Here is a 26,425-nt window from a genome sequence, read left to right on the forward strand (position 1 = left end):
GCCTCTCCCCGGACCGACTGCGCACAAGGGCGTTTGAATCATGAGCTTTCGCAACATCTCCGCCTGGTGCATCCGCAATCCGGTGCCGCCGATCGTCCTGTTCGCGCTGCTGCTGCTGGCGGGGATCGTCAGCTTCAACCGGATGGACGTCAACGACAATCCCGATATCGAATTCCCGGCGGTGCAGGTCATCGTCGCGCAGCCGGGCGCTGCGCCAGCGGAACTCGAAACGCAGGTGACGCAGCGCGTCGAAGCTGCGGTGCGCAGCGTCAGCGGCGTCGACGAATTGTCCTCCTATGTCAGCGAAGGCAGCAGCCGTACGATGGTGCAATTTGCGATCGGGACACCGATCGATCGCGCCTATAATGACGTCAATCAGGCGATTTCCCAAATCCGCAGCAATCTGCCCGACGGGATTCTCGAGCCGCAGGTGATCCGTGTCGATATCGCCGGCGGCCCGATCACCTATTTCTCGGTCGAAGCGACCGACATGACGCTCGAACAATTGTCGTGGTTCGTCGACAATACGGTCGCAAAAGAGCTGCTGTCGGTGCCGGGTATGAGCCAGGTGCGCCGTTCGGGCGGGGTCGACCGCGAAATCCGCGTGATCCTCGATCCCGCGCGGATGCAGAGCTATGGCCTGACCGCGAGCCAGGTGAACCAGCAGCTCCGTCAGGTCAATCTGAACGCGGCGGGCGGGCGCACCGAAATTGCCGGGTCGGAACAGGCGGTCCGCGTCCTCGGCAACGCGCAGAATGCATTCCAGCTCGGCGAAACGCGCATTTCGATCGGCAACGGCCGGACGATCCAGCTTTCCGACGTGGCCAAGGTGACCGACGGTTATGCCGAACAGCGTAATCTGGCGAAGATCAACGGCCGTCAGGTGCTGTCCTTCTCGATTGAAAAGGCGAAGGGCTCGTCCGACGTCAGCGTCCATGACGAGGCGATGAAAAAGCTGGCGGAGATCGAGAAGAACAACCCCAAGGTGAAGTTCAAGATCCTCTTCACCCGCACCGAATATACGAAGGAACAATATCGCAGCTCGATGGCCGCGATGATCGAAGGCGCGGTGCTCGCCGTCGTCGTCGTCTTCCTGTTCCTGCGCGACTGGCGCGCCACGATGATCAGCGCGATGGCGATCCCGCTGTCGGCCATTCCGACTTTCTGGTTCATGGATCTGATGGGCTTTTCGCTCAACAGCCTGTCGCTGCTGGCGCTCAGCCTTGTCGCCGGGGTACTGGTCGACGACGCGATCGTCGAGATCGAAAATATCGTCCGACATATGCGTATGGGCAAGACGGCCTATCAGGCTTCGATCGACGCCGCCGACGAAATCGGGCTCGCGGTTGTGGCGACGACGATGTCGATCGTCGCGGTCTTCCTGCCCGTCGCGCTGATGCCCGGCATCTCGGGCCAGTTCTTCATCCAGTTCGGGATGACCGTGGTGTTCGCGGTGCTGATGAGCCTTGCCGTCGCGCGTATGATAACGCCGATGATCGCGGCCTATTTCCTGGCCGCGCATGGCGAACAGGCGCACGCCGAAGGGCCGTGGATCGATCGTTACGAGCGCGTGCTGCGCTGGACGCTCGACAATGGCAAGCATCACGCGGTGCGCGCCCGCTACGAAGCGGTTCCGACCCGGCTCGCCTTCCTCGCTGTTCCCCTGATCCTGTCGGGCATCTTCGTCCTCTATTCGGCCTACGCCTATTTCCAGCCGGTGCCGGTCGGTCAGGATGCGCCGAATACGGCGCTGTATTTCCTGCTGCGCACGCCGGCGCTGACCGTGATCGTCTTCCTTGCGACCAGCTTGCTTGCGATCTTGCTCGGTGCGCTCGCCTGGTTTGTCGGTATGCGCCAATGGGCCTTTACCGGCTGGGCCAAGTTCATGCTGCAGCGCGCCTGGGCACGGCTGTTCGATCACCGCGTGTGGATCGTCGGCATCGGCGCCGCGGCCTTCGTGCTGAGCATCGTCCTGTTCGCCACGCTGCCGCAGCAGTTCCAGCCGACGATCAACAGCGATTACAGCCAGATCAAATATGAGCTGCCGCCGGGATCGACGCTGGCGCAGAGCGAGCATATCGCGAACCAGGTTTCGTCGATACTCAGCGCAAGCCCCGCCGTCGATACGGCCTTTTTCGACGTCAATGTCGGCGGCGGCAATGCCTTCCTGACGCTCAAGAAGGACCGCGATATCAGCAGCGTCGAATGGGAACGCAGCCTGCAGCCGAAGTTGACGGCGATTCCCGATGCGCGCGTGTCGTTCCAGAGCCAGTCGGGCGGCTTTTCGGGCCGCGACATCACGATGGTGATCGGCGGCGACGATCCGGTCGCGCTGGAAAAGCACGCGCTCAAGATCGTCGACGAAATGAGCAAGCTCAAGGAACTGCGCGCGCCGCGGATCGAGGGCGACATTCCGCGGCCCGAGATCATCGTCAATCCGCGCATGGATCTGGCCGCCGAACTCGGCGTGACCACCGCGGCGCTCAGCCAGACGATCCGCATCGCGACGCTGGGTGATATCGATCAGAATGCGGCGAAATTCTCCCTGTCCGATCGCCAGATACCGATCCGCGTGCTGCTGTCAGAAGATTCGCGCCGCAGCCTCGCGACGATCGAGAATCTGCCGGTGCCGACCTCGCGCGGGACGACCGTGCCGCTGAAATCGGTGGCAGAAATCGGCTTCGGCGCCGGTCCGACCGAATTGCGTCGCTACAATCAGACGCGGCGTATCGTCATCGGGGCGGATCTTGCGCCCGGCCTTGTCACGGGCAATGCGCAGCAAAAGATCGATGCGCTGCCCGCGGTCAAGAATATGCCGCAGGGCATCCGCAAGGTCATCCAGGGCGACCAGAAGTGGCAGGCCGAGCTGATCAAGAACTTCCTGATCGCGGTCGTGTCGGGCCTGATGCTCGTATTCTCGACGCTCGTGCTGCTCTATCGCCGCTTCCTGTCGCCGCTGGTCAACATGTCGTCGCTGCTGCTGGCACCGCTCGGCGGGTTGCTCGGCCTGCTCGTGACCGGGATGCCGATCTCGATGCCCGTCTATATCGGCCTGCTGATGCTGCTGGGGATCGTCGCCAAAAACTCGATCCTGCTCGTCGATTTCGCGATCGAGGAAATGGACAAGGGGATCGGCAAGGTCGAGGCCCTCGTCGATGCAGGGCGCAAGCGCGCGCAGCCGATCATCATGACGACCGTCGCGATGGTCGCGGGCATGGTGCCGACGGCGCTGTCGCTGTCGGGTGACGGTGCATGGCGCGCGCCGATGGGCGTGGTCGTCATCGGCGGCCTGATCCTGTCGACGATGCTGACGCTGCTGATCGTGCCCGCAGGCTTCAGCCTGGCCGACAGCATCGAAAAGCGCCTTGGCCGCTTCTTCTCGAGCAATCTGCTCACCTACAAGAAGGGCGACGATACGCGGCCGCACGGCGATGCCGCGCCGCAGCCGGCCGAGTAACCGGACGCGACCGGCGACCGCGCGCGCGGTCCGCCGGTTGCAACCTTTGGCGGGCTGCCCCATTTGAACGGCATGACCAGCGTATCGCCCCCGACCGAAAGCAGGCGCGCCCACCCCGCCGGAGTGGGCGTCGCCGTTCCGACCGGCGGCATCAACATCCGCATTGTGGCAACCGGACTGCTGCTCTTCATGGCCGCGGTCTTCGTGACCGCAAAATATTATCAGGATGTGCATCCCGCCGTCGGCTTCGTCCGCGCCTTTGCCGAAGCGGCGATGGTCGGCGGGCTGGCCGACTGGTTTGCCGTGACCGCGCTGTTCCGTCACCCGATGGGGCTGCCGATCCCGCACACGGCGATCGTGCCGCGTAACAAGAATCGCATCGGCGACACGCTGGCGCGCTTTCTGCTCACCAATTTCCTGTTGCCGCGCCTGATCGCGCGCAAGATGCAGACGGTCGATGTTGCGGGCGCAGTCGGCAAATTCCTCTCGCAGCCTGCCGAGGGCGGCGGGCGGCTGAGGCTCGGCGCGTCGCGGATCATCGCCGACGGGCTCGGCGCGCTCGATCAGCAGCGGCTCGGCGGCATGGTCAAATCGGCGATCGCGGACCGGCTGCGCGAACTCGATGTCGCGCCGCTGCTCGGGCAGGCGCTGCAGGCGGCGCTGGCCGAGGGGCGGCATCAACCGTTGCTCGATGCGATGGTCAAATGGGGGTCGAAGACGCTCGACCTCAACGAGCATCTGATCCACCAGATGGTCCACGACAATTCGGGGGCCATCGTCCGCTTCACCGGCCTCGACGAGAGCATTTCGAACCGCATCGTCGCCGGCCTGTCGAAGCTGCTCAGCGAAATGGCGGTCGACGAAACCCATCCGATCCGCATCCGCGTCGAAGAGGGGCTCGCAAAGCTGGCGCTCGATCTGCAGCATGACCCGGAAATGCAGGAAAAGGTTGCGCGGGTGCGCGACGAACTGCTCGACAACCCGGCGGTCAAGCGCTGGCTCGACGGATTGTGGGAACAGGGGCGGGGCGCCTTGCTGCGCGCGGCGCGCGATCCAGAGACGATGCTCGCGGGCCGGATCGGCGAGCTGGTGACGCAGTTCGGCGCGATGCTGGGCGAGGACCAGGCGATCAAACGCACGCTCAACCGCTACGCCCGCCGCGCCGTCGTCGGCGCGGTCGACAGCTATGGCGAGACGGCGCTGAAGCTGGTGTCGGACACGATCCGCGGCTGGGACGCGAAAACGATCACCGACCGGCTGGAAAATGCGGTCGGCGACGATCTGCAATATATCCGCATCAACGGCACGCTGGTCGGCGGACTGGTGGGCGTTTTGATCCACACAATCGATATCTGGATTTGACCGTCGCCCCGTGGAGGGTGGAGCCGCTGGCCTAAAGACAGGCCGCCAGTCCCTCGCGAAAACTCGGGTAGCGCGGAATCCACCCCAGCAGTCGTTTCGCCTTGCCGTTCGCAACGCGGCGATTCTCGGCATAGAAGGCGCGCGCGGCGGGCGACAGGCCGGCGGCGTCGAGCGATTGCAGCGGCGGCATCGACGCCCCCAGTAGCGCGCAGCCCCATTCGACGAGGCGGTTCTGGTGGCACGGCGCCTCGTCGGCAAGATTGTAGACGCCCGCCGGGCCGCGGAAGGCGGCGATCACGCCGCCTGCGATATCGTCGACATGGACGCGGCTGAAAACCTGGTCGTGCAGATCGATCCGGTGCGCACGGCCTTCGCGGATACGATCGAGGATGCTGCGGCCGGGACCATAGATGCCCGGCAGCCGAAAGACGCACATGTCGCCGCGCAGTGCGGCCCACGCCGCATCGGCGGCGTTGCGGTCGGGACGGCGGCCCTTCACCGGTCCGCTTTCGTCGACCCACGCGCCGCCGGTATCGCCATAAACGCCTGTCGAGGAAAGATATCCGGTCCACCCCGCCGGCGCGAGCGCCACCGCCTCGCCATAGCGGGCGAGCACTGGGTCGGTGCCGTCCGCCGGGGGCACCGACGACAGGATATGCGTCGCCGATCGCAGCGCGCCCAGCACCGCGGCCTCGTCGGCGAAGGCGATGCTGTCGCCGCGTCCGTCGCGCGTCGTCCCGCTCACCTCCCACCCGCGCGCGCGCAACCGGTCGGCGATATGGCCCGCCGCATAGCCCATTCCGAAAATCAGCATATGTCCCATCGCCGCCCTTATTGCGCGGCGCGCGGCGCAAGCCTAGACCCGCATTATGACCGACGCTTCTTCCTCCCCCGTTCCGCCCGTCACCATCCACCGCAGCGATTATCGCCCGCCCGAATGGCAGGTGCCCGACATCGCGCTCGATTTCGCGCTCGGCCTCGATACGACGCGCGTGGGTGCGGCGCTGTCGGTCGTGCGCCATGCCGATGCGCCGGCGCCGCTGACGCTGCGCGGCGACGGCCTGACGCCGCTCGCGGTGTGCGTCGATGGCGAAAGCTGGAACGATTGGCACATGGAGGGGGCCGACCTGATCGTCGATCTCGGCGATCGTACCCACGCCGTCGTCGAGGTCGATACGGCGATCGATCCCACGGCCAATACCCGGCTCATGGGCCTTTATGCCTCGAACGGCATGCTCTGCACCCAGTGCGAGGCCGAGGGGTTCCGGCGGATCACCTTCCATCCCGACCGTCCCGACGTCCTCAGCCGCTACAAGGTGCGGATGACGGGCGACAAGACGGCCTTTCCGATCCTGCTGTCGAACGGCAATTGCGTTGCAAAGGGTGCGGGTGACGACGGCAGCCATTGGGCTTTGTGGGAAGATCCCTGGCCGAAACCTTCCTATCTTTTCGCGCTCGTCGCGGGCGATCTTGTCGTCAACCGCGACAGCTTTACCACCATGTCGGGGCGCAAGGTCGAACTGGGCATCTGGGTGCGCGCGGGCGACGAGGGCCGCACCGGCCACGCGATGCAGGCGCTCAAGGACAGCATGGCGTGGGACGAGCGCGTCTATGGCCGCGAATATGACCTCGACCTGTTCAACATCGTCGCGGTCAGCGATTTCAACATGGGGGCGATGGAGAACAAGGGCCTCAACATCTTCAACACGCGTTATATCCTGGCCGATCCCGACACAGCGACCGACCTCGACTATGACGGGGTGCAGGGGGTGGTCGCGCACGAATATTTTCACAATTGGTCGGGCAATCGCGTCACCTGTCGCGACTGGTTCCAGCTCAGCCTGAAAGAAGGCTTCACCGTCTATCGCGACCAGAGTTTTTCGGCCGATATGGGTTCCGCACCGGTCAAGCGAATCGAGGATGTCCGCCTGCTTCGCGCCGCACAGTATCCGGAGGATGCGGGGCCGCTCGCGCACCCGATCCGGCCCGACAGCTATCAGGAGATCAGCAACTTCTACACCGCGACCGTTTACAACAAGGGCGCGGAGATCATCCGGATGATGGCGACCCTGCTCGGTCCGCAGCGCTTCCGCGCCGGCACCGACCTCTATTTCGACCGCCACGATGGCGAGGCCGCGACGTGCGAGGATTTCGTGCGCGCGATGGAGGAGGGCGGGGCGATCGACCTGACCCAGTTCCGCCGCTGGTACGAGCAGGCGGGGACGCCGCGGCTCAAGCTGACGCTTTCAGAGGATCAGGGGCAGTGGGCGCTCGATGTGGTGCAGACCGTGCCGCCGACCCCCGGCCAGCCCGAAAAACTGCCGATGATGATGCCGCTGCGTATCGCGGCCTTCGATAGAAGCGGCGGTGCATCGCTGCCCGATACGCTGGTGACGCTGACCGGTGCGACGCAGCGGATCGCGCTCGGCGCCTTCGACGGGCGCCCTGCCTTGTCGGTCAACCGCGGCTTTTCGGCACCGGTCATCGTCGATTTCGATCGCGCGCAGGGGGAACTCGCCTGGCTTGCGGCGCATGATCACGACCCCTTCGCGCGCTACGAAGCCTTGCAGCAGCTCATGCTCGACACGCTTGTCGCGGCAGCGGCGGGGAATGAAGTCGATCATCGGGCGGTGGTCGATGCGGTGGCGCAGACGTTGCGTGGGCGCGGCGAAGATCCGGCCTTCGTTGCCGAGGCGGTGCTGCTGCCCAGCGAGGCGTTCATCGGCGACCAGATGCTCACCGTCGATCCCGACGCAATCCGCCGCGAACGGCTGGCGCTGCAGGCCGCGATCGGCCGCGCGCTCGAGGAGGAATGGCGCGCGATACTGGCGGGCAAGGCACCGCCGGCGACCGACCTGTCGCCGCACGCCAAGGGTGAACGGCGCCTGCGCGGCGTCGCGCTCGCCTATCTTGCCGCGACGGGGATCGCCGATATCCCGGCGCTTGTCTTCGGGGTGTTTTCGGATGCCGACGGCATGACTGAGCGTCAGGCGGCGCTGGCGACGCTCGCGCATGGCGACAGCGACGAACGCGCCCATGCGCTCGACATCTTCTATCAGCGCTACCGCGACAATCCGCTCGTGCTCGACAAATGGTTCCAGGTACAGGCGTGGTCGATGCGCCCCGACACGGTGGAGGCGGTGCGCCAGCTGGCCGAGCATCCCGATTTCACCCTGTCCAATCCGAACCGGGTGCGATCGCTTTATGGGGCGTTCACGGGCAATCAGGCGGCCTTTCATCAGGCCGATGGCGCGGGCTATCGGCTGATCGCCGACCTTGTCATCGCGCTCGATCCGCGCAATCCGCAGACCGCGGCGCGAATGATCCCGCCGCTCGGGCGGTGGAAGCGCTTCGACGAGGCGCGCGCCGCGATGATGCGCGCCGAACTGGAACGCATCCTCGCCCAGCCCGGCCTGTCGCGTGACACGACCGAACAGGCGTCGAAGAGCTTGCTGGGCTGAGCGATCAGGCCGGCGCCGACAGCTTGGTGCCGACGACGCCGATCACGATCAGCGCCATGAAGCCGATCTGCACGGTGCCGATTTTTTCGCCGAACAGGACGATACCGCCGATGATGACGCCGACCGCGCCGAGGCCGGTCCAGATTGCATAGGCGGTGCCGGCCGAAATCTCGCGCATCGCAAAGGCGAGCAGCGCCATGTTGAGGAAGCTGAGCGCGATCGGCACCGTCGAGGCCTGCCACGTGCCCAGCGTTGCGGCCCATTTCAGGCTGAGTGCCCAGCAAATTTCGGTGAAAACGGCGATTGCCAGGATGAACCATCCCATGCGCGAGTCCTTTCGTCAGGCGGGCTCGTGCGGGAGGCGCACGCCGGAAACCCGAAAGAGGCGATGCGCGAAAGAGGCGGCTATCGCGGCCGCGGCTCGCCCCTAAGGGGCAGGCGCGCAAAGTGCAAGAGTGGAGCGACGAAGAGGCGCGGCGCGCGTCAGCCTGCGAGCCAGGCCGCGACGTCCGCGGCGACCTTGTTAGCGGCGCGGGTCAGCGCCTCGCCGACCGGCTTTGCCTCGATCTTGCCGCCGATCGGTTCGCGCACCTCGAAGCGGCGCTGTGTGACCGTCTTGCCGCCCGCCGCGACGCGCATCGCCTGGAGCGAGACGACCGCTTCGTTGGTGCGCGCATCGACGCCGAACTCGAGCAGCTGGCTGGCAAGCTGTTCGCCCGGTGCGGTCAGATACTGACCTTCGTCGAGCACGACCAGCGGGGTTTTTGCCGCAACGGTTTCCGACAGGAGCCGCTGGAACAGGCGCTGCGGCGCCTCCACCCACTGGGCGTCCTTGACATAGGCGACGCTCGCATCGTCCTGCTGCACCGGGATGCGCGTGGTGCGCAGCTTTTGCGGCGCATTCGGGATCAGGATCGTCAGCGTCTGCGCTTCGCCCGCCGAGCGCGCCTCGCCGACGACCGGGGCGACATCGGAATCGAGCGTGAGCAGAAAGGGCGGCGCCTTGCCGCCGAAACTGACACAGGCCGAGAGCGACAGCGCGCCCAGCGCGAGCAGCGCGGGGGTGCGAAGACGGCGAAGCGGGTGGGGCATGGCGGTCGTCATCCTCATTTCTTGTAATCGGGCAGCTTGCTGCCGCCGAGCACCGCGCCCGCGCCTTGCTGATCGAGCTTGTCGGTCAGGCTCGAAAGCGAGGAGGAGGTGCGGCGCAGGTCGCGGATCAGCGCATTCGCTTCGGGAATCGTCGTTTCGCTGAAGGTCTTGAGGCCGGGCCGGGCGTCCGAAATCGCCGATTCGAGCGTCTGCATCGACTTGTTTGCGGAGGCGAGCGTGTCGCGCAGATTGCGCATCGCAGGATCGACATTGCGGTCGATCGTGCCCTGCGTCGCGGCGGCAAGATTGCCGATCTGTTCGGCCGCGGTCCCCGTCTGCTGGATCGCAACGCGCGTGTCGGCGAGCGCGGCTTCGATCGCCGGTCCGTTGCGCGCGAGGATCGCGGTCGATTGCTCGACATTCTTCAGGATCGCCGCGAAGCTCGCCTGATTCTTGTCGTCGGCCAGTTCGGCCAGCCGCTCGGTCAGCGTCGACAGGCGCTGGAGAAGCTGCGGCGCGGTGTTGAGCAGTTCGCCGAGCCCACCAACGCGCGTCGGGATGACCGGTTTGCCGGCGGGGCCCTTGTCGGCGATCGGCGGCGCGCCCTTGACCGCGCCGTCGAGCGAGATTTGCGATACGCCGGTGAAGCCGACGCCTTCCAGCGCCGCGGTCGTCCCCTGCAGCACCGGCACATGCTCGTCGACTTCGATACGCACGCGGACGAATTGCGGATCGTCGGGCCACAGCGCGATCTGCCGCACCTGGCCGACGGGAACGCCGGAGAATTGCACCTGTGCGCCTTTGTTCAATCCGTCGACAGACTGTTTGAAAAATATATCATATTCCTGACGCTTGCCGCCGCTGTCGTTCGCCAGCCAGACCACGAACAGCGCGAGCGCAACGGTGAACAGCAGGACGAAGGCCCCGACCAGAACATTGTTCGACCGCGTTTCCATCAGCTCTTCCTATCTGCCCGCGTCAGCGCGTCGTTGCTGCCAGAGGCGGCGCGTCCGCGCGGTCCGTTGAAATATTCCTGTATCCAAGGATGCTCGGTGGCAAGAAGTTCCGGAATCGTGCCGACCGCGATCACTTTTTTCTCGGCCAGCACCGCGACCCGGTCGCAGGTGGCGTAGAGCGAATCAAGGTCGTGGGTGATCAGGAACACGGTCAGCCCCATCGTGTCGGCCAGTTCGCGGATCAGCTCGTCGAACTTCGCGGCGCCGATCGGGTCGAGCCCCGCGGTCGGTTCGTCGAGGAACAGCAGCGCCGGATCGAGCGCCAGCGCCCGCGCCAGTCCCGCACGCTTGACCATGCCGCCCGACAGCTCGGCCGGATATTTGGGGCCGGCATCGTTTGGCAGGCCGACCATCGCGACCTTGTAGGCCGCGATTTCGTCGAGCAGTTCAGAGTCCATGCGCGGATAAAATTCGCGCAGCGGCACCTGGATATTCTCCGCAACGGTGAGCGTCGAGAACAGCGCACCGCCCTGGAACATCACGCCCCAGCGACGGCGCAGGTCGCGCGATTCCTCTTCGTCGACGATCGTGTCGAGCGTCTTGCCATAGACTTCGACCTCGCCCGCGGTCGGGATCTGCAGCCCGATGATCGACCGCATCAGCACCGACTTGCCAGTGCCCGATCCGCCGACGACTCCCAATATCTCGCCCGACCGCACGTCGAGATCGAGGTCTTCGTGGATCACCGCATCGCCGAACTGGTTGCACAGGCCGCGCACCTTGATCGCAATGTCGAATTTTTCGGGTTCGATGAGCTCGGCCATCAGTTCCAGCCCAGCGAGGTGAAGAAAACGGCGAAAAAGGCGTCGAGAACGATGACGAGGAAGATGGCGGCGACAACCGCCGAGGTCGTCCGCTTGCCGACTTGCTCGGCATTCTGGCGCACCTGCATCCCTTCGTAACAGCCGGTGACGCCGATCAGGATGCCGAAAACCGGTGCCTTGATCAGCATGATCCAGAAATCGGTCATCGGGATGATTTCACGGATGCGCTGGACATAGGTCAGCGGCGGGATTTCCAGCCCGACCCAGCAGAAGATGCCGCCTCCGATGATCGCGCAGATGCTGGCATAAAAGCCGAGCAGCGGCATGGTGATCGTCGATGCCGCGACGCGCGGCAGGACGATCGCCTCCATCGGCGACACGCCGATCGTGCGCATCGCATCGACTTCCTCGGTCAGCTTCATCGTTCCGATTTGCGCGGCGAAGGCCGAACCCGACCGGCCGGCGACCATGATTGCGGTCATCAGCAATCCCAGCTCGCGGATCGAGGCACGGCCGACGAGGTTGATCGTGAACACCTCGAGCCCGAATTGCTTGAGCTGCACCGATCCCTGCTGCGCGATGACGATGCCGATAAGGAAGCTCATCAGCCCGATGATGGGCAGCGCGTCGACGCCGACGGTCTGGAACCGCGTGACGATCGCATTCCAGCGGATCGCGCGGCGCGCGCGGATCTGGTTGAACAGCGCGACGACCATCGCGCCGAAAAAGCCGATGATGCCAAGCAGTTCGTTCCAGATCGCCACACTTGCGGTGCCGAGCTGTTCGAGCATACGCACCCAGGCAGGGCGCCGGTCGCCATGGATGCGATACTCGCTGGTGTCGTTCGCCAGCGCGTCGAGCAGCCGCTGCGCATCCTGGCTCGCGCCGACGACCTTCGCGTCGTGGCGATGCATCGTGCGCGTCACGATCCACGCCCCGACGGTGTCGATGCGGGTAATATTTGAAAGATCGAGGAGCGAAATCGGTCCAAGCTCGTCGAGCCGCTGCGGCAGGTCGCCCATCCGGGCGAGCGTCAACCGGCCCGAGAAGCGGACCTCTGCGCCGTCAGCGCCATCATTCGTTTCGAAGTCCGCCCAAACCGCCATGACGCGGGCGACATTGGATTATTTGCCAGGGCACGGCAAGCGAATTGGCCGCGCTTGCGGCAGGCTGCGCTCTTGGCCGGCGGTGGGCGCGCGGTTATAGCGGGAGTATGGAGGTTCCGACGCTCGATCCCGTCCGCGACTATGCGCATCGTGTCGCGATGTACGACATGGACCGCACGATCACGCGGTCGGGGACGTATAGCGGCTTTCTGATGCACGTTGCGCGGCGGCGCCAGCAATGGCGGCTGCTGTTGCTGCCGCTGGTGGCGCTTGCCGCCGCTGCCTATTCCTTGCGGCTGATCGACCGGTCGCGGCTGAAGGCGATCAATCTGCGGCTGCTGGTCGGAAAGAGTTTCCACCGCGCCGAGATCGCTCCGCTCGCCGAAAGCTATGCCGATCAGGTCATCGCGCGCGGCGTGCACGCGGCGGCGCTCGACCAGATCGCGGCCGACCGCGCGGCGGGTTACCGCGTCCTCCTCGCGACCGCGTCCTTCCATCTCTATGTCGATGCGATCGCGCGGCGGCTGGGCATCGACGATGTGCTGGCGACCCGCCTCGACGCACCCGACGGCGCCGATCATATCCACGCGCGGCTGGCGGGCGACAATTGCTATGGCGCGGCCAAGTTCGCGCGCATCGGCGAATGGCTCGCCGATAATGCCATCACCCGCGAAGACGCGCACATCCGCGCCTATTCGGATCATGTCTCCGATCATCCGATGCTGGGCTTCGCCGACGAGGCGGTGGCGACGACGCCGTCGCGCGCGCTGAAGAAGCTGGCGCCGCAGCGGGGATGGGCCGTCGTCGACTGGCGGCAGAAGACATAGTCATCCCGGCGGTGCGGGAGGGCTTGCCTCGCTTCCGCTCAGACCGCGTCCAGTGCCTGCGCGAAGTCGGCGATCAGATCGTCAGCATCCTCGATCCCGATAGAGATGCGGACGAGATTGTCGGTGATGCCCAACGCTTTCTTGCGTTCGTCGGGGACCGACAGATGCGTCATCGCCGCCGGATGGCTCGCGAGCGTTTCGGTGCCGCCGAGGCTGACCGCGAGCTTCGCGATCTTGAGCGAGTCGAGAAAGCGGAAGCTCTCTTCCTCGCCGCCCTTGATGAACAGCGAGAAGGTCGATCCCGCGCCGCTGCAGTGGCGGTCGAAGATGTCCTGCTGGCGCGGGTCGGCAATGAAGCCGAGATAGCCTAGTCCTTCGACCTTGGGATGATCGCGCAGGAAGGTGCAGATCTTCAGCGCATTCTCGCCCGCCCGGCTCATGCGCAGTTCGAGCGTCTCGAGGCTGCGCAGCAGCATCCACGCCGTGTTGGGATCGCAGATGGTGCCGATCGTGTTGCGCATCGGCCGGATGATGTCGATCAGCCGCTGATCGCCCGCCACACCGCCCGCGACCAGGTCCGAATGACCGCCGGCATATTTGGTCAGGCTATAGACCACGAGTTCGGCGCCCTGCTTGAGCGGCTGTTGCCAGAGCGGGCCGAGGAAGGTGTTGTCGATCGCGATCGCGGGCTTGTGGTCGCCGGGGAAGGCGGCATCGCGTGCGCCGCGCACCGCCTCGACATCGACGAGCGCGTTGGTCGGGTTGGCCGGGCTTTCGAGATAGACGAGCGCGACCTTGCCGCCCTTTTCGTCGGCGAGCGCCTGGGCGCGGGCCAGCACGTCGTCGAGTTGTTCGCGCGTCGCGCCCGCCGGGAAATCGACGAAGCCGACGCCGAAGCGCGACAGGATGCGTGCAACCAACGTTTCGGTCGCGGCATAGAGCGGACCCGAATGAACGATCACGTCATTCTGTCCGACGAGCGCCAGCATCAGCGTCGCGATCGCCGACATCCCGCTCGAAAAGACGAGCGCATCATCGGCGCCGTCCCACAGCGCGAGCCGATCTTCGACGATCTCCTGATTGGGGCCGTTGAAGCGCGAATAGACGAGGCCGTCGGCGGGGCCCTGCCTTTTGCCGGTGATATGTTCGAAGAAGCGCTTGCCCGCCGCCGCGCTTTCGAACGCGAAGGTCGAGGTCAGGAAGATCGGCGGCTTCAACGAACCTTCGGACAGAAAAGGGTCATAGCCGTGCCCCATCATCTGCGTCGCGGGGGTCAGCTTCTTGCCGCCGACTGCTTCGATATTCGCCTTGTTCTTGCCGCGCGTGGCCATGACATGCTCCTGAAAATGATCGCGCAGCTATAGCAAGGCTGGTTACGATTGAAACCGGTTCGCGGTCAGCCGGGTCAGGCAAGCGCGGCGATGGCCCAGATAATGCCGATCAGCAGCGGTACGCCGAGCAGATCGAGCGCCAGCCCCGCCTTGAGCATACGCGGCAGAGCGATGTTGCCCGTCGCCCAGGCGAGCGCGTTGGGGCCGGTTCCCGATGGCAGCATGAAGCCCCAGCTTGCCGCCATCGCGACGGGCAGGGCAAGGAGGACGGGATCGGTGCCGGTGGCCGCGATCAGCGCGGCGAGCACGGGCATGATGCCGCTCGCCGTTGCGACATTGCTGGCGAATTCGGTGATCAGGATCGTCAGCGCGACGATCACCGCCGCAAGGAGGATCGTCGGGATCGAACCGAGCGGTGCGAGAACGGCGCCCAGCCAGGCAGCAAGTCCGCTCTGGGTGATTGCGGCAGCGAGGGCAAGCCCGCCACCGAACATCATGATGACGCCCCAGGGCGCGCGATCGGCTTCCTTCCAGACGAGCAGCGGCCGGCCGGTACCGTCGGGCACGACGAACAGCAGCAGGCTGCCCGCCACCGCGACGGTGCCGTCGGTCAGCGCGCCCTTCGGGAACAGCGGTTCGAGCCAGGGCTGCATCACCCAGGCGATCAGCACGAGCAGAAACACGGGCACGACGCGCCGCTCGGCGGTCGACCAGATTGCCTGGTTGCCGAGCGCGGCCGCCGCCGCGCGCCCGTCGAACGGATGCTCGGCAAGCCGCTGCACCCGCGCAAGGACGATCATCGCAAAGGGCACCGACACAAGCACCACCGGCACGCCATAAATCGCCCAGTCGAGGAAGGAGATGTGCAGCCCGAGCGTCCGCTCGATCAGGCCCGCGGCAATGGCGTTGGTCGGGCTGCCGACCAATGTGCCCAGTCCGCCGAGCGAAGCGGCGAAGGCAATCCCCATCATCACGGCGCCGGGGAAACCCTCGGTATCGCCCTCGCGGGCGCCGGCGGCTCCGACGACCGCCAGCGCGATCGGCACCATGATGAGCGCGGTGGACGTGTTGGAAATGAACATGCTGAGCAGCGCGGTCGCCGCCATGAAGGCGAAGAGCAGCCCGGTCGCGGTCGGCGACGCGCGCTTGAGCAGCGCCAGTGCGAGCCGGCGGTGCAGCCCGACGCGCTCGATCGCGAGCGCGAGGAACGCGCCGCCCAGGATCAGAAACAGGATCGGCGAATAATATTCCTTGGCGATGGCATTGGCGTCCATCACCCCGAAGGCCGGGACGGTCAGGAAGGGAAGGAGTGCGGTGACGGTCAGCGGCATCGCTTCGGTCATCCACCAGATTGCCATCAGGACGGTCAGCGCCGCAACGCGCCACGCCGTCGGTTCCATGCCCGCGGGGGCCGGCAGCGCCAGCATCGCGACGAAAGCCAGCAAGCCGCCGATCAGCCCGAGCAGGCGCGTGCGCGTCATCCGTCCCCCAATCCGATCACCGAAAGCTGCCGGCCATAGCTGTTCTCGCTTTTATGGCAGGCGCGGCGATAGCTGAAATATTCCTCTGCTTCGGCGTAGGTGTCCTGCCCGCCGATGGCAACCTTGGCGACGCCCGCGGCCGCGAGGCGCGCCGCGACATAGGCGGCGATGTCGAACATGGCGTGTCCCGGCTTGCCGGCCGCGAAGAAGCGTTCGTTGGCGGGATCGTCGGTGACGAAGCGCTGCACGAAACTGTCATCGACCTCATAGGACGCGCGGCCGATACAGGGGCCGATCGCGGCGACGACATTTCTGCGCCGCGCGCCGAGGCTTTCCATCGCGCCGAGCGCCGCGTCGGTGACCCCCGCGATTGCGCCTTTCCACCCGGCATGGGCCGCCGCGACGACGCCGGCCGAGCGATCGGCAAACAGCACCGGGACGCAATCGGCAGTGAGGATGCCGAGCAAGATGCCCGGCGTGCGCGTCGCCAGCGCGTCGGCTTCGGGTCGGGCGGCAAGGTCGCTGTCCGCATCGACGATATGGCAGCGATTGCCATGCACCTGATAAAGCCCTGTCAGAGTAGCGCCGGGCAGCACGGTGGCGCCGACGCGGCGGCGATTTTCCGCAATCAGCGCGGCATCGTCGCCCGATCCGACGCCGCAGTTGAGCGAGGCAAGGTCGCCGGTCGACATGCCGCCGCGCCGTCCGAAAAATCCGTGCGCGACCCCGGCGAGCGGGGCGGCGGTGGTGAAAGGCGGGGTCACAGGTCGAGCCTCCAGATCCGGTCTTCGTCGATATGATTGCCGACGCGGAATGCGTTGCGGCCGACATCGACGAAGCCATAGCGGCGGTAAAAAGCCTGCGCGCGCGGGTTCTCGGTGAAGACCGACAGATAGAGGATCGATGCCCTTTGGCGCGCCCAGTCGATGCCCCATTGCATCAGCGCCGCGGCAACGCCCGTCCCTTTGGCTTCGGCGGCGACATAAAGCTGGTGGAGTTCGGTCGCGCCCTCCGCCGGCTGCCCATCGGGCAGATCGAAATCGATGGGGCCAAGCTTGATATAGCCGAGGATCGCCTCGTCGGCGCCGCGGACGAGCGCGACTACCATCGCGGGATCGGCGATCTGCGCGCGCAGTTTCTCGGGCGGATTCCAGTCCGCGAGAAAGCTCGCCAGGTCGGCGGGATCGTAGATATGACCGAAGGTCTGCACGAAGGCGGCTTCGGCAAAGCGCGACAGCGCGTCGGCGTCGGCAGCGGTGGCGAGCGTGACGTCGGTCATGCAATCTCTCCCGAACTATCGAATCCGGCGGGCTGCGGCCAGCCGGCGCCGGTCAGCGCCATCGCCTGGAACAATGTTCCCATCTGATCACCCGCGACCAGCCGGTCGCGCTGTCTCTGCAAATCGCCCGCGCGTGCAGGCGAGGCAGCGACCAACGTCTGCAAGCGGGCGTCGATGCCCATCGCCTGCAACCACGCGCCCTGATCAACGGGGCCGAAGACGTTCGTGCCGGGGCGCCGCGCGGCATGGGCAAGCGCCGCGAAGTCGACATGGGCGGTCAGGTCGACCTCGCCCGGATCGGCGAAGGGATCGGCGAAACGATGCGCCTTTACCGCCTGCAGCGTGTCGCCGGTGGCGGGGCCGCAATAGCCATAGTCGATTGCGAGCAGCGCACCGCCCTGCCGTGCGAGCCTCGCGCTGCACCGATGGATCACCGCGGCGGCGGCGGGCGCGGTTTCGACGATCGTGCCTTCGGTGCGGTCGCGCAGCGCTGGCGGTATGGCCTCGTCGGCTGGAACCGTGTCCGGAGCAGCAGTTATGCTGTTGCCCCCACGCACGACGATGCGCTCGCGCCAGCCGTCCTTCGTTGCCACATATTGATGGACGGGCAGCGCGTCGAAAAATTCATTGGCGATGACGATCAGCGGCAGGTCGTCCGGCAGGCTGTCGATCTCGTCATGATGCTCTGCGTCCGGCAGGCGCGCCGATTGCGCCGCGCGCAGCGCGGGGCTCGTCTCGACGAGGTGGAGGCCCTGCGGCTTGCAGTCGAAGCGGGCGGCGGTGCGCAGCGCGTCGGCGGCGAGTGTGCCGCGCCCCGGCCCCAGTTCGACATAATGAAAGGCGGGGCCGCCCGCACGGGTCCACAGGTCGGCGATCCAGATGCCGACCATTTCGCCGAACATCTGGCTGATTTCGGGCGCCGTGGTGAAATCGCCCGCGGCGCCGAGCGGGTCGCGCGTCGCATAATAATGCGCGTTCGCCGCCGCCATATAATCGGCGACCGTCACCGTCCGCGCCGCGGCAATTTCCCTCATCAAATCGTCGGGGGTCGGCGGTCCGTCAGGCAATGCTGTCGGACCCCGCGACGGGTTCGACGCGCTGGCGCCGGCCCTTGGCGGTGGCAACGAGCCAGATGCCGGCGAGCAGCATCGGCACGGTCAACCACTGGCCCATCGACAGGCCGGTCATATCGACGACCCACTGGCGCTGGACATCGGGCTCGCGGAAATATTCGACGACGAAACGGCTGACGCCATAGAGGATCGCGGCCATGCCGAACAGGAATCCGGGCTTGTAGCGCGCATCGGTGCGCCAGAAGAACCAGGCGAGCACCGCCATCATGACGATGCCTTCCAGCCCGGCTTCGTAAAGCTGGCTGGGATGTCGCGGGTCCATCGTCCCGCTTTCGGGAAAGATGATCGCCCACGGCACCGTCGTGGCGCGACCCCACAGCTCTCCGTTCACGAAATTGGCGAGGCGGCCGAAAAAGAGGCCGAAGGGCACAACGCACGCAACATAGTCGCAAAAGCGCAGAAAGCTGAGCTTCTCCTTGCGCGTCACATACCAGATCGCGACCAGCACGCCGAGCACGCCGCCGTGCAGCGACATGCCGCCGTCCCAGAGGCGAAAGACCGCGGCGGGGTCGCGAATGTAGGATTCCAGATTGTAGAACAGGACATAGCCGATGCGTCCGCCCAGGATGATTCCCAGCATCGCATAGAAGATCATGTCGTCGGCGTGACGGGGCGCCATCGGCGAGCCCGGCTGGTCGATCAGCTTGGTAAGATACCAATAGCCGACGAAAATGCCCGCGAGATAGGCGAGGGCGTACCAACGGATCGGTAGCCCGAATACCGAAAAGGCAATCGCGCTATTGTCTCCCATCAGGTCATGGAAGTTCACATATTGCGTTGCTTCGGCTAGGGTTGCAAAAAGAAACATATATTCTCGGAACCTTCCCCAGGAGAGGGCTTCCCCATAAGGGGTAAGCGCCACGAGACCAAGAGGAGAGATACAGGATGCCATCCGCGCTCGATCTGCGCCTGGACGCCGCATATGAACTGATCACCGGCCCGGGCGGGCCGATCCAGGTCGGATCCATCGAAAAGGACGGGCGTTCGCTGCCCTTCATCACCAATGCGCCGACGAATCTGGGCGACTATGTTGCGTTTTTTTGTGCGCAGCATGGCGACGCCACCTTTCTGGTCGAAGGCGATGAAAGGCTGAGCTTCAAACAGGTCTATGCCGCCGCGCGGAAAGTTGCGGCGGGACTGATCGAAACGCACGGCGTCGCGCGCGGCGACCGTGTCGGGCTGGCGATGCGCAATGCCAATGTCTGGTGCGTCAGCTACCTCGGCATCCTGCTTGCGGGCGGCTGCGCGACCCTGCTCAACGGCTGGTGGCAGGGCGGCGAGCTGGCCGCGGGAATCGAGGATGCGGAGGCGAAGCTGGTGATCGCCGATCCGCAGCGCGCGGCGCGACTGGCCGAACCCGGCGTGACGCACAGTGCCAAGGTCGTGACGCTCGACATCACGCGCCCGATCGCCGAAGCGATCGCGCCGGTCAGCGGCAGCGCCGACACCGCCTTGCCCGCGCTGACGGGTGATGATCTGGCGACGATTCTCTTTACCTCCGGTTCGACGGGTCAGTCGAAGGGCGCCTATTCGCGTCACCGTTCGGTGGTCCAGGCGATCTTCAACTATGTCACCCAGACCGCGAGCATCGTCCATCTTCTGACCGAAGACGGGCAGATGTCCGATATTCAGCCCGCGACGCTGATCTGCACCCCGCTGTTCCACGTCACCGCCGAAATCCCGGTGTTCCTGCAAAGCTTCGCGCTCGGCCGGAAGCTTGTGCTGATGCCGAAGTGGAATGCCGAAGAGGCGATGCGGCTGATCCAGGACGAACAGGTCAATTATTTCGTCGGCGTGCCGCTGATGAGCTACGAGATTCTCGTCCATCCGAACCGCAAGAATTACGATCTGTCGACGTGCAAGAGCTACGCCGGCGGCGGGGCGCCGCGCCCGCCCGAACATGTGAAGCGCCTGGCGACCGAAATGGGCGAGGGCAAGCCGCTGCTCGGCTATGGCCTTACCGAAACCAACGCCGTGGGCTGCGGCATCATCAACGAAAATTACGTCGAAAAGCCGCTTTCGACCGGCCCGGCGTCGAAACCGCTCGTCGATCTTGCGATCCTCGACGACAATGGCGCGGCGCTCGCGCAGGGACAGGTCGGCGAAGTATGCATCCGGTCGATCTGCAATTTCGAAGGCTATTGGAACAATCCGGCGGCGACCAAGGCGGCCTTTTTCGACAATGGCTATTTCCGCACCGGCGACCTCGGCTATCTTGATGCCGACGGCTATCTGTTCATCGTCGATCGCAAGAAGGACATCATCATCCGCGGCGGCGAGAATATCAGCTGTCAGGAGGTCGAGGCGGCGATCTACGAACATGCCGACGTCAACGAATGCGCGGTGTTCGGCCTGCCCGACGAGCGGCTGGGCGAAGTAGTCGGCGCGGTCGTGTGGCTGAAACCCGAGAGCAGCGTCGATGCAAACGAACTGACGGCCTTCCTGCAGGAGCGGCTGGCGGCGTTCAAGGTGCCCTATCGCATCTGGATGGCAACCGATGCGCTGCCGAAGCTGGGCAGCGAAAAGATCGACAAGGTCAGCCTGCGCAACAAATATCGCGAGGAATTTGCGGCTCAGCCCGCGGCATGATCGCAACGACGGCGTAACCGGAGAGGGAGCGGGAGCGAATGAGGGATATGGAAGAGGACCAGTCCCCCGTCGCCCCCGCGGCCGCCCCGCCGCCGCGCGTCTATCGCCATCGGCTGCCGACGCGGCTTTGGCACTGGATCAACGCCGCGACGCTGCTCGTCATGCTGATGAGCGGGCTGATGATCTTCAACGCGCACCCGCGCCTCTATTGGGGGCAATATGGCGCGAACTACGACCAGCCGTGGCTGTCGATCGGGTCGAAGGCGAATCGCGGCTACCTCCGCATTGCCGCGGTCGAGATCGACACGACGGGTGTGCTTGGCCGCTGGACCGACGCCAATGGTGCGACGAAGACCTGGGCCTTTCCGGGCTGGGCGACGATTCCCACCAGCTACAGCCTTGCCGACGGGCGGCGCTGGCACCTCTTCTTCGCCTGGGTGCTGGCGATCAGCCTGACGCTCTATATGCTGTGGACCGCGATCGGCGGGCATTTGCGCAAGGATCTGCACGTCCGGCGCCCCGAATGGTCGCCGGGGCATATCTGGCAGGATATCAAGGATCACGCCCGGCTGCGCTTTCCGACGGGCGAAGCGGCGGCGCGGTACAATATCCTGCAAAAGCTCAGCTATATCGGCGTGATCTTCGTGCTGCTGCCGCTGATGATCGCAACCGGGCTGACGATGTCGCCGGGGATGAACGCCGCGGCGCCGTGGCTGCTCGACCTGTTCGGCGGGCGCCAGTCGGCGCGCTCGATCCATTTCATCCTGGCCTGGGCGCTCGTCGCCTTCTTCCTCGTCCATATCGCGATGGTGCTGCTCGCCGGGCCGGTCAACGAACTGCGCTCGATGCTTACGGGCTGGTTCCGTCTGCCGGCCGACAAGCCTCGCGTGGGAGAAAACGCATGACCGGCCTGATCCTGCCGCGACGCGAACTGATCGTCCGCGCGGGCGGTATGGCGGCCGCGCTGCCGCTGCTCGCTGCGTGCGATCGGGTCAACGAGGCGCCCGCAGTGCGCAAGATCCTGTCGATGGGCGAGGAGATGAACCGCGCCAGCCAGCGGGCGCTGACGGATCGCGACGCCCTCGCCCCCGAATATGGCCGCGCCGACCTGTCGCCCGTCTTTCGCGCCAACGGCACCCGCCTGCCCGAAGGGGCAGACTATCCCGCGCACGCCGCGAACGGCTTTGCCGACTGGCGTGTTCGCGTATCGGGGCTGGTCGCGCGGCCCTTGTCGCTGTCGCTCGCCGATTTGCGGGCGATGCCGCAACGTCGGCAGATCACCCGCCACGACTGCGTCGAGGGCTGGAGCGCGATCGCCGAATGGATGGGGCCGCAACTGCGCCAAGTGTTGGCAGCGGCAGGGGTGCGCGATGCGGCGCGCTATATCGTCTTTCATTGTGCCGACCGGATCGGAGGCGCGGCTTATTATGAAAGCTGCGACATGGTCGATGCGCTTCATCCGCAAACCATCCTTGCGTGGGCGCTCAACGGATCGGTATTGCCGATCGCCAACGGCGCGCCGTTGCGGCTGCGGATCGAGCGGCAGCTCGGTTACAAGCATGCCAAATATCTGACCGGCATCGAAGCGGTCGCCAGCCTCGAAAAGGTGGGGGCGGGGAAGGGCGGCTTCTGGGAAGACCGCATTGATTATGAATGGTATGCGGGTATTTAGGGGGCCGCAGGGGGCAGGCAAGACGCAAAAAAAGGTCGCACCCATGTCCATTCTCCGCCCGTTCCTGGCCCGCGTCATCCGTCACGGCCAGCTGACCGTCCTGTCGCCGGACGGGAGCAGCGAAAGCTTCGGCGCGCCAGCCGCCGGCTATCCCGAAGTGACGGTGCGTTTTACCACGCGAAAGGGGATGCGCCGCATCATCCTCGATCCGCGGCTCGGCGCCGCCGAAGCCTTCATGGACGGCGAGATGGAGATCGTTCAGGGCGATATCATGGAGCTGATCGGCCTGCTGCGCGCGAACACGCCGTGGGACCGCGGCGCAAAGCTCAAGGACAAGACCGCGCTCGGCGAATGGATCGAGGGGATGAAGACGCGGCTCAATTCGATCAACCGCCGGCGCTCGTCGCGCGCGAATGTCGCGCATCATTACGACATCGGCAACGACCTCTACCGCCTCTTCCTCGACAGCGACATGCAATATAGCTGCGCCTATTGGCCGCGCCCCGACATGACGCTGGAGGAGGCTCAGGCGGCGAAAAAGGCGCATATCGCGGCCAAGCTGGCGCTCGCGCCGGGGCAGCGCGTGCTCGACATCGGCTGCGGATGGGGCGGCATGGCGATCGCCCTCGCGCAGCTCGAACGGGTCGAGGTGCTGGGGATCACCCTGTCCGAAGAACAGCTCGCGCTCGCCCGCGAACGCGCCACGGCGGCGGGTGTGGCCGACCGGGTGCGCTTCGAACTGATCGACTATCGCGACCTTGCCGAGCGCGAGGTCGGGGGTTTCGACCGGATCGTGTCGGTGGGCATGTTCGAACATGTCGGCGCCGCCAATTTCGAAACCTTCTTTCGCGCCTGCGCCAATCTGATGACCGCCGACGGCGTGATGCTGCTCCACACCATCGGCCGTTTCGGTAAACCCGGCGCGACCGACGCCTTCACGCGCAAATATATCTTCCCCGGCGGCTATATCCCCGCGCTCAGCGAAACGGTCGCGGCGAGCGAAAAGAGCCGGCTGATCGTCACCGACGTCGAAACGCTGCGGCTGCATTATGCGCTTACGCTGCGCCAATGGTATGCGCGCACGCTGGCGCATCGGGGCGAGATCGTCGCCATGATGGACGAACGCTTCTATCGCATGTGGACCTTCTACCTGGCCGGCGCCACCGCGGCCTTCGAAAGCGGCGGGATGGGCAATTACCAGATCCAGTTCGCCCGCAGCCGCCACGCCCTGCCGCTGACCCGCGACTATATGGCTGAAGCCGAGGAGCATTATCTTTAGCCTCGCGATGGGAAGGGCGACAGGGGTCTGCTTCGGGGTGGAAGGGGACTTCGCCGCTCACCGCTTCGTGTTCCCCGGCGAAAGCCGGGGTCTAGGGCGTCGAACGCTGACGTCGGTGCCGTAAAGCCCTAGGCCCCGGCCTTCGCCGGGGAACACATATAGATGCTGGGCTCCACCTCAGTCGTCATCCCGGACTTGATCAGGGATCCATTATTCCGACGCTGCGTGAATGGATCCCTGATCAAGTCCGGGATGACGAAGGAAAATAAGTCCGCAACCGGTCGGATGCCGCCATTTCATCCCAGAAAGTCGCTGTCCTACAAAACCGGGTCGCGCTAGCCTCCTGTTTATGCCGTTTATTTCCACCCATATTGATCGCTTCGCCGCTTCGCCGCTTCGCCGCTTCGACCCGATCGCCCCTAAAGCGAAGAGGGAGATAGTTTGACCCTGCGCCTCGGTTCTCTTGTCGCGTTTGGGCTGCCGTTGAGGCCGCCAGCGGCTGCGCGACTATGATTTGCGCGTGAAGTTTCGCAGTTTTCCGTCTCTTTTTCCGATCGGGCCGTTGCGCCGCGTCGGCAGTCCTGCTAGCCGCGCCCGCGTCATTTCCCGCCAGAAGGTGCTGCCATGTCCGAATCCATCAAGCGCGTCGTCCTTGCCTATTCAGGGGGACTCGACACCAGCGTCATCCTGAAATGGCTGCAGGTCACCTATGGGTGCGAGGTGGTGACCTTCACCGCCGATCTGGGACAGGGCGAGGAACTCGAACCGGCGCGGGCCAAGGCCGAGCTGATGGGGATCAAGCCCGAGCATATCTATATCGACGATGTGCGCGAGGAATTCGTGCGCGACTTCGTTTTCCCGATGATGCGCGCCAATGCGCGTTATGAAGGCGATTATCTGCTCGGCACGTCGATCGCGCGGCCGTTGATTTCGAAGCGGCTGGTCGAAATCGCGCGCGAAACGGGCGCCGACGCGGTGGCGCACGGCGCGACGGGCAAGGGCAATGACCAGGTGCGCTTCGAACTGTCCTGTTATGCGCTCAACCCCGACATCAAGGTGATCGCGCCGTGGCGCGAATGGGATCTGACGAGCCGCACCGCGCTGATCGACTTCGCCGAAAAGAACCAGATTCCGGTGCCGAAGGACAAGCGCGGCGAAAGCCCCTTCTCGACCGACGCGAACCTGCTGCACACGTCCTCGGAAGGCAAGGTGCTCGAGGATCCGTGGCAGGAAACGCCCGATTACGTCTATTCGCGCACCGTGAATCCCGAGGATGCACCCGACGCGCCCGAATATATCACGATCGATTTCGAACGCGGCGATGGCGTCGCGCTCAACGGTCAGGCGATGTCGCCCGCGACGCTGCTTGCGGCGCTCAACGACCTTGGCCGCAAGCATGGCATCGGCCGCCTCGACCTCGTCGAAAACCGCTTCGTCGGCATGAAGTCGCGCGGTATGTACGAAACGCCGGGCGGCGAAATCTATGCCCGGGCGCATCGCGGGATCGAAAGCATCACGCTCGATCGCGGCGCGGCGCACCTAAAGGACGAGCTGATGCCGAAATATGCCGAGCTCATCTACAATGGCTTCTGGTTCGCGCCCGAGCGCGAGATGCTGCAGGCCGCGATCGACCACAGTCAGGAAAAGGTGAGCGGCACCGTCCGCCTGAAGCTCTACAAGGGCAATGCCAGCGTCGTCGGCCGCAAGTCGCCGAACAGCCTCTACAGCGAAGCGCATGTAACGTTCGAGGATGATGCCGGCGCTTATGACCAGAAGGATGCGGCGGGCTTCATCAAGCTGAACGCGCTGCGTCTCAAGTTGCTCGCGAAGCGCGATCGGTGACGCAGACGGGCAAGACGGCGATCCGGCAGGCCCGGGTGCCGTGGCGCTTTGTGCTGTTCACCGTCCTGCTCGCCGACATACTGCTCTTTCATCTGCGCTTCGCTTGGCCCGAGGCGGCGCTGCTCGGCTTCGTCGCCGCAGCACTGGTCTTCTTCGCAACGCTGGTGCCGCTGTTCCGCGACGGCAATGGCGCGATCCGCGAACAGGCCCAGCGCAACGATCCCGATCAGCTCATCTCGCTCGCGATCACCGTCGCGGTGCTGATGCTTGTGCTGTTCGGCGTCGGCTTCATTCTCCACGGCCGCGCCGACGCGCCGCTGCTCTGGCAGAAGATTTTGGTGCTCGGCACGCTGCTCGTCGCCTGGCTGTTCTTCAACATGGTGTTCGCGCTGCACTATGCGCATCTGTTCTACGCGCCCGATCGCAAGGGCGAGTATCGCGGCGGCATCGAATTTCCCGGCGAGCGCCAGCCCGGATATTGGGATTTCGCCTATTTCGCCTACACGCTGGGGATGACCTTTCAGACCAGCGATGTGGAGATCCACAGCCCGCATTGGCGCCGCATCGCGCTGGTCCAGAGCTTTGCCGCTTTCGTCTTCAACATCGGCGTCATCGCTTTCACGATAAACAGTCTCAGCGGCGGTTGAACCGGATTGCCGGGCCGATGGTCGCGCGACATGCCGTTTCCGGTCTTCATTTCCGGTCGCCTATGCTAATTTGCGGCATGGGGCGGA

General features: G+C 65.2%; 22 protein-coding genes. 10 read left to right on the top strand and 12 right to left on the bottom strand.

What is annotated here, in order from left to right:
- Positions 1–40 precede the first annotated feature (40 nt).
- Together AOA14_RS12150 and AOA14_RS12155 are read left to right on the top strand one after the other, a co-directional pair.
- Positions 41–3,457 carry an efflux RND transporter permease subunit gene (locus AOA14_RS12150; protein ID WP_058812899.1) on the top strand — a complete coding sequence of 1,139 codons (3,417 nt, stop codon included), beginning with the start codon at positions 41–43 and terminating at the stop codon, positions 3,455–3,457.
- A gap of 72 nt (positions 3,458–3,529) precedes the next feature.
- A complete protein-coding gene (locus AOA14_RS12155) occupies positions 3,530–4,819 on the top strand; it encodes a DUF445 domain-containing protein (protein WP_238929649.1) in 1,290 nt (429 codons plus the stop codon).
- Positions 4,820–4,850: 31 nt separating this feature from the next.
- Here AOA14_RS12155 and AOA14_RS12160 read toward each other — a convergent pair whose 3' ends face one another.
- Positions 4,851–5,642 (bottom strand): Rossmann-fold NAD(P)-binding domain-containing protein, encoded by a 792-nt coding sequence (locus AOA14_RS12160; RefSeq protein WP_062902005.1) that lies wholly within the window; start codon positions 5,640–5,642, stop codon positions 4,851–4,853.
- Positions 5,643–5,688: 46 nt separating this feature from the next.
- Here AOA14_RS12160 and pepN point away from each other — a divergent pair, with 46 nt between their 5' ends.
- Positions 5,689–8,280, top strand: a complete 2,592-nt coding sequence (gene pepN, locus AOA14_RS12165; protein WP_062902006.1) for an aminopeptidase N — start codon at positions 5,689–5,691, stop codon at positions 8,278–8,280.
- A 4-nt stretch (positions 8,281–8,284) separates the two neighbouring features.
- Here pepN and AOA14_RS12170 read toward each other — a convergent pair whose 3' ends face one another.
- The 5 genes from AOA14_RS12170 to AOA14_RS12190 all read right to left on the bottom strand — a co-directional run bounded on the left by AOA14_RS12170 (position 8,285) and on the right by AOA14_RS12190 (position 12,258).
- Positions 8,285–8,605 (bottom strand): DMT family transporter, encoded by a 321-nt coding sequence (locus AOA14_RS12170; protein WP_003049205.1) that lies wholly within the window; start codon positions 8,603–8,605, stop codon positions 8,285–8,287.
- A 158-nt stretch (positions 8,606–8,763) separates the two neighbouring features.
- A complete protein-coding gene (locus AOA14_RS12175) occupies positions 8,764–9,384 on the bottom strand; it encodes an ABC-type transport auxiliary lipoprotein family protein (RefSeq protein WP_062765570.1) in 621 nt (206 codons plus the stop codon).
- Between the two features lie 2 nt (positions 9,385–9,386).
- Positions 9,387–10,328, bottom strand: coding sequence for an MlaD family protein (locus tag AOA14_RS12180; protein WP_003049211.1), 942 nt, complete (start codon positions 10,326–10,328; stop codon positions 9,387–9,389).
- Positions 10,328–11,152, bottom strand: a complete 825-nt coding sequence (locus tag AOA14_RS12185; RefSeq protein WP_003049215.1) for an ABC transporter ATP-binding protein — start codon at positions 11,150–11,152, stop codon at positions 10,328–10,330. Before AOA14_RS12185 ends, AOA14_RS12180 begins: the two co-directional genes overlap by 1 nt.
- Complete coding sequence (locus AOA14_RS12190) at positions 11,152–12,258, bottom strand: ABC transporter permease (RefSeq protein WP_003049217.1); 1,107 nt, start codon at positions 12,256–12,258, stop codon at positions 11,152–11,154. Before AOA14_RS12190 ends, AOA14_RS12185 begins: the two co-directional genes overlap by 1 nt.
- A 107-nt stretch (positions 12,259–12,365) precedes the next feature.
- Here AOA14_RS12190 and AOA14_RS12195 point away from each other — a divergent pair, with 107 nt between their 5' ends.
- The gene (locus tag AOA14_RS12195) at positions 12,366–13,085 is read left to right on the top strand and encodes an HAD family hydrolase (RefSeq protein ID WP_082819916.1); all 720 of its coding nucleotides are present in this window, start codon (positions 12,366–12,368) and stop codon (positions 13,083–13,085) included.
- A 38-nt stretch (positions 13,086–13,123) separates the two neighbouring features.
- Here AOA14_RS12195 and AOA14_RS12200 read toward each other — a convergent pair whose 3' ends face one another.
- The 6 genes from AOA14_RS12200 to lgt all read right to left on the bottom strand — a co-directional run bounded on the left by AOA14_RS12200 (position 13,124) and on the right by lgt (position 19,117).
- Entirely contained in the window at positions 13,124–14,416 is a 1,293-nt protein-coding gene (locus AOA14_RS12200) for a cystathionine gamma-synthase family protein (RefSeq protein WP_062902007.1), read from the bottom strand.
- A gap of 74 nt (positions 14,417–14,490) precedes the next feature.
- Complete coding sequence (locus tag AOA14_RS12205; RefSeq protein WP_062902008.1) at positions 14,491–15,897, bottom strand: SLC13 family permease; 1,407 nt, start codon at positions 15,895–15,897, stop codon at positions 14,491–14,493.
- A complete protein-coding gene (gene pgeF, locus AOA14_RS12210) occupies positions 15,894–16,661 on the bottom strand; it encodes a peptidoglycan editing factor PgeF (protein ID WP_062902009.1) in 768 nt (255 codons plus the stop codon). The genes AOA14_RS12205 and pgeF overlap by 4 nt, the downstream gene beginning before the upstream one ends.
- Complete coding sequence (locus AOA14_RS12215) at positions 16,658–17,176, bottom strand: GNAT family N-acetyltransferase (RefSeq protein ID WP_062902010.1); 519 nt, start codon at positions 17,174–17,176, stop codon at positions 16,658–16,660. Before AOA14_RS12215 ends, pgeF begins: the two co-directional genes overlap by 4 nt.
- Positions 17,173–18,210 (bottom strand): class I SAM-dependent methyltransferase, encoded by a 1,038-nt coding sequence (locus tag AOA14_RS12220; RefSeq protein ID WP_062902011.1) that lies wholly within the window; start codon positions 18,208–18,210, stop codon positions 17,173–17,175. Before AOA14_RS12220 ends, AOA14_RS12215 begins: the two co-directional genes overlap by 4 nt.
- Before the next feature lie 25 nt (positions 18,211–18,235).
- The gene (gene lgt, locus AOA14_RS12225; RefSeq protein ID WP_062902012.1) at positions 18,236–19,117 is read right to left on the bottom strand and encodes a prolipoprotein diacylglyceryl transferase; all 882 of its coding nucleotides are present in this window, start codon (positions 19,115–19,117) and stop codon (positions 18,236–18,238) included.
- 77 nt (positions 19,118–19,194) lie between these two features.
- Here lgt and AOA14_RS12230 point away from each other — a divergent pair, with 77 nt between their 5' ends.
- The 6 genes from AOA14_RS12230 to AOA14_RS12255 all read left to right on the top strand — a co-directional run bounded on the left by AOA14_RS12230 (position 19,195) and on the right by AOA14_RS12255 (position 26,338).
- The gene (locus AOA14_RS12230) at positions 19,195–20,898 is read left to right on the top strand and encodes a class I adenylate-forming enzyme family protein (RefSeq protein ID WP_062902013.1); all 1,704 of its coding nucleotides are present in this window, start codon (positions 19,195–19,197) and stop codon (positions 20,896–20,898) included.
- A 47-nt stretch (positions 20,899–20,945) separates the two neighbouring features.
- Positions 20,946–21,803: a cytochrome b/b6 domain-containing protein gene (locus AOA14_RS12235; protein ID WP_062902014.1), complete on the top strand. Its 858-nt coding sequence runs from the start codon at positions 20,946–20,948 to the stop codon at positions 21,801–21,803.
- Positions 21,800–22,570, top strand: coding sequence for a molybdopterin-dependent oxidoreductase (locus AOA14_RS12240; protein WP_062902015.1), 771 nt, complete (start codon positions 21,800–21,802; stop codon positions 22,568–22,570). Before AOA14_RS12235 ends, AOA14_RS12240 begins: the two co-directional genes overlap by 4 nt.
- A gap of 43 nt (positions 22,571–22,613) precedes the next feature.
- Positions 22,614–23,849, top strand: a complete 1,236-nt coding sequence (locus AOA14_RS12245) for an SAM-dependent methyltransferase (RefSeq protein ID WP_062902016.1) — start codon at positions 22,614–22,616, stop codon at positions 23,847–23,849.
- A gap of 624 nt (positions 23,850–24,473) precedes the next feature.
- Complete coding sequence (locus AOA14_RS12250) at positions 24,474–25,691, top strand: argininosuccinate synthase (RefSeq protein ID WP_062765536.1); 1,218 nt, start codon at positions 24,474–24,476, stop codon at positions 25,689–25,691.
- Positions 25,688–26,338, top strand: coding sequence for a DUF1345 domain-containing protein (locus AOA14_RS12255; RefSeq protein ID WP_062902017.1), 651 nt, complete (start codon positions 25,688–25,690; stop codon positions 26,336–26,338). The genes AOA14_RS12250 and AOA14_RS12255 overlap by 4 nt, the downstream gene beginning before the upstream one ends.
- Positions 26,339–26,425: the final 87 nt, after the last annotated feature.

The sequence above is a fragment of the Sphingopyxis terrae subsp. terrae NBRC 15098 genome, assembly GCF_001610975.1.
GTDB classification, from domain to species: domain Bacteria; phylum Pseudomonadota; class Alphaproteobacteria; order Sphingomonadales; family Sphingomonadaceae; genus Sphingopyxis; species Sphingopyxis terrae_A.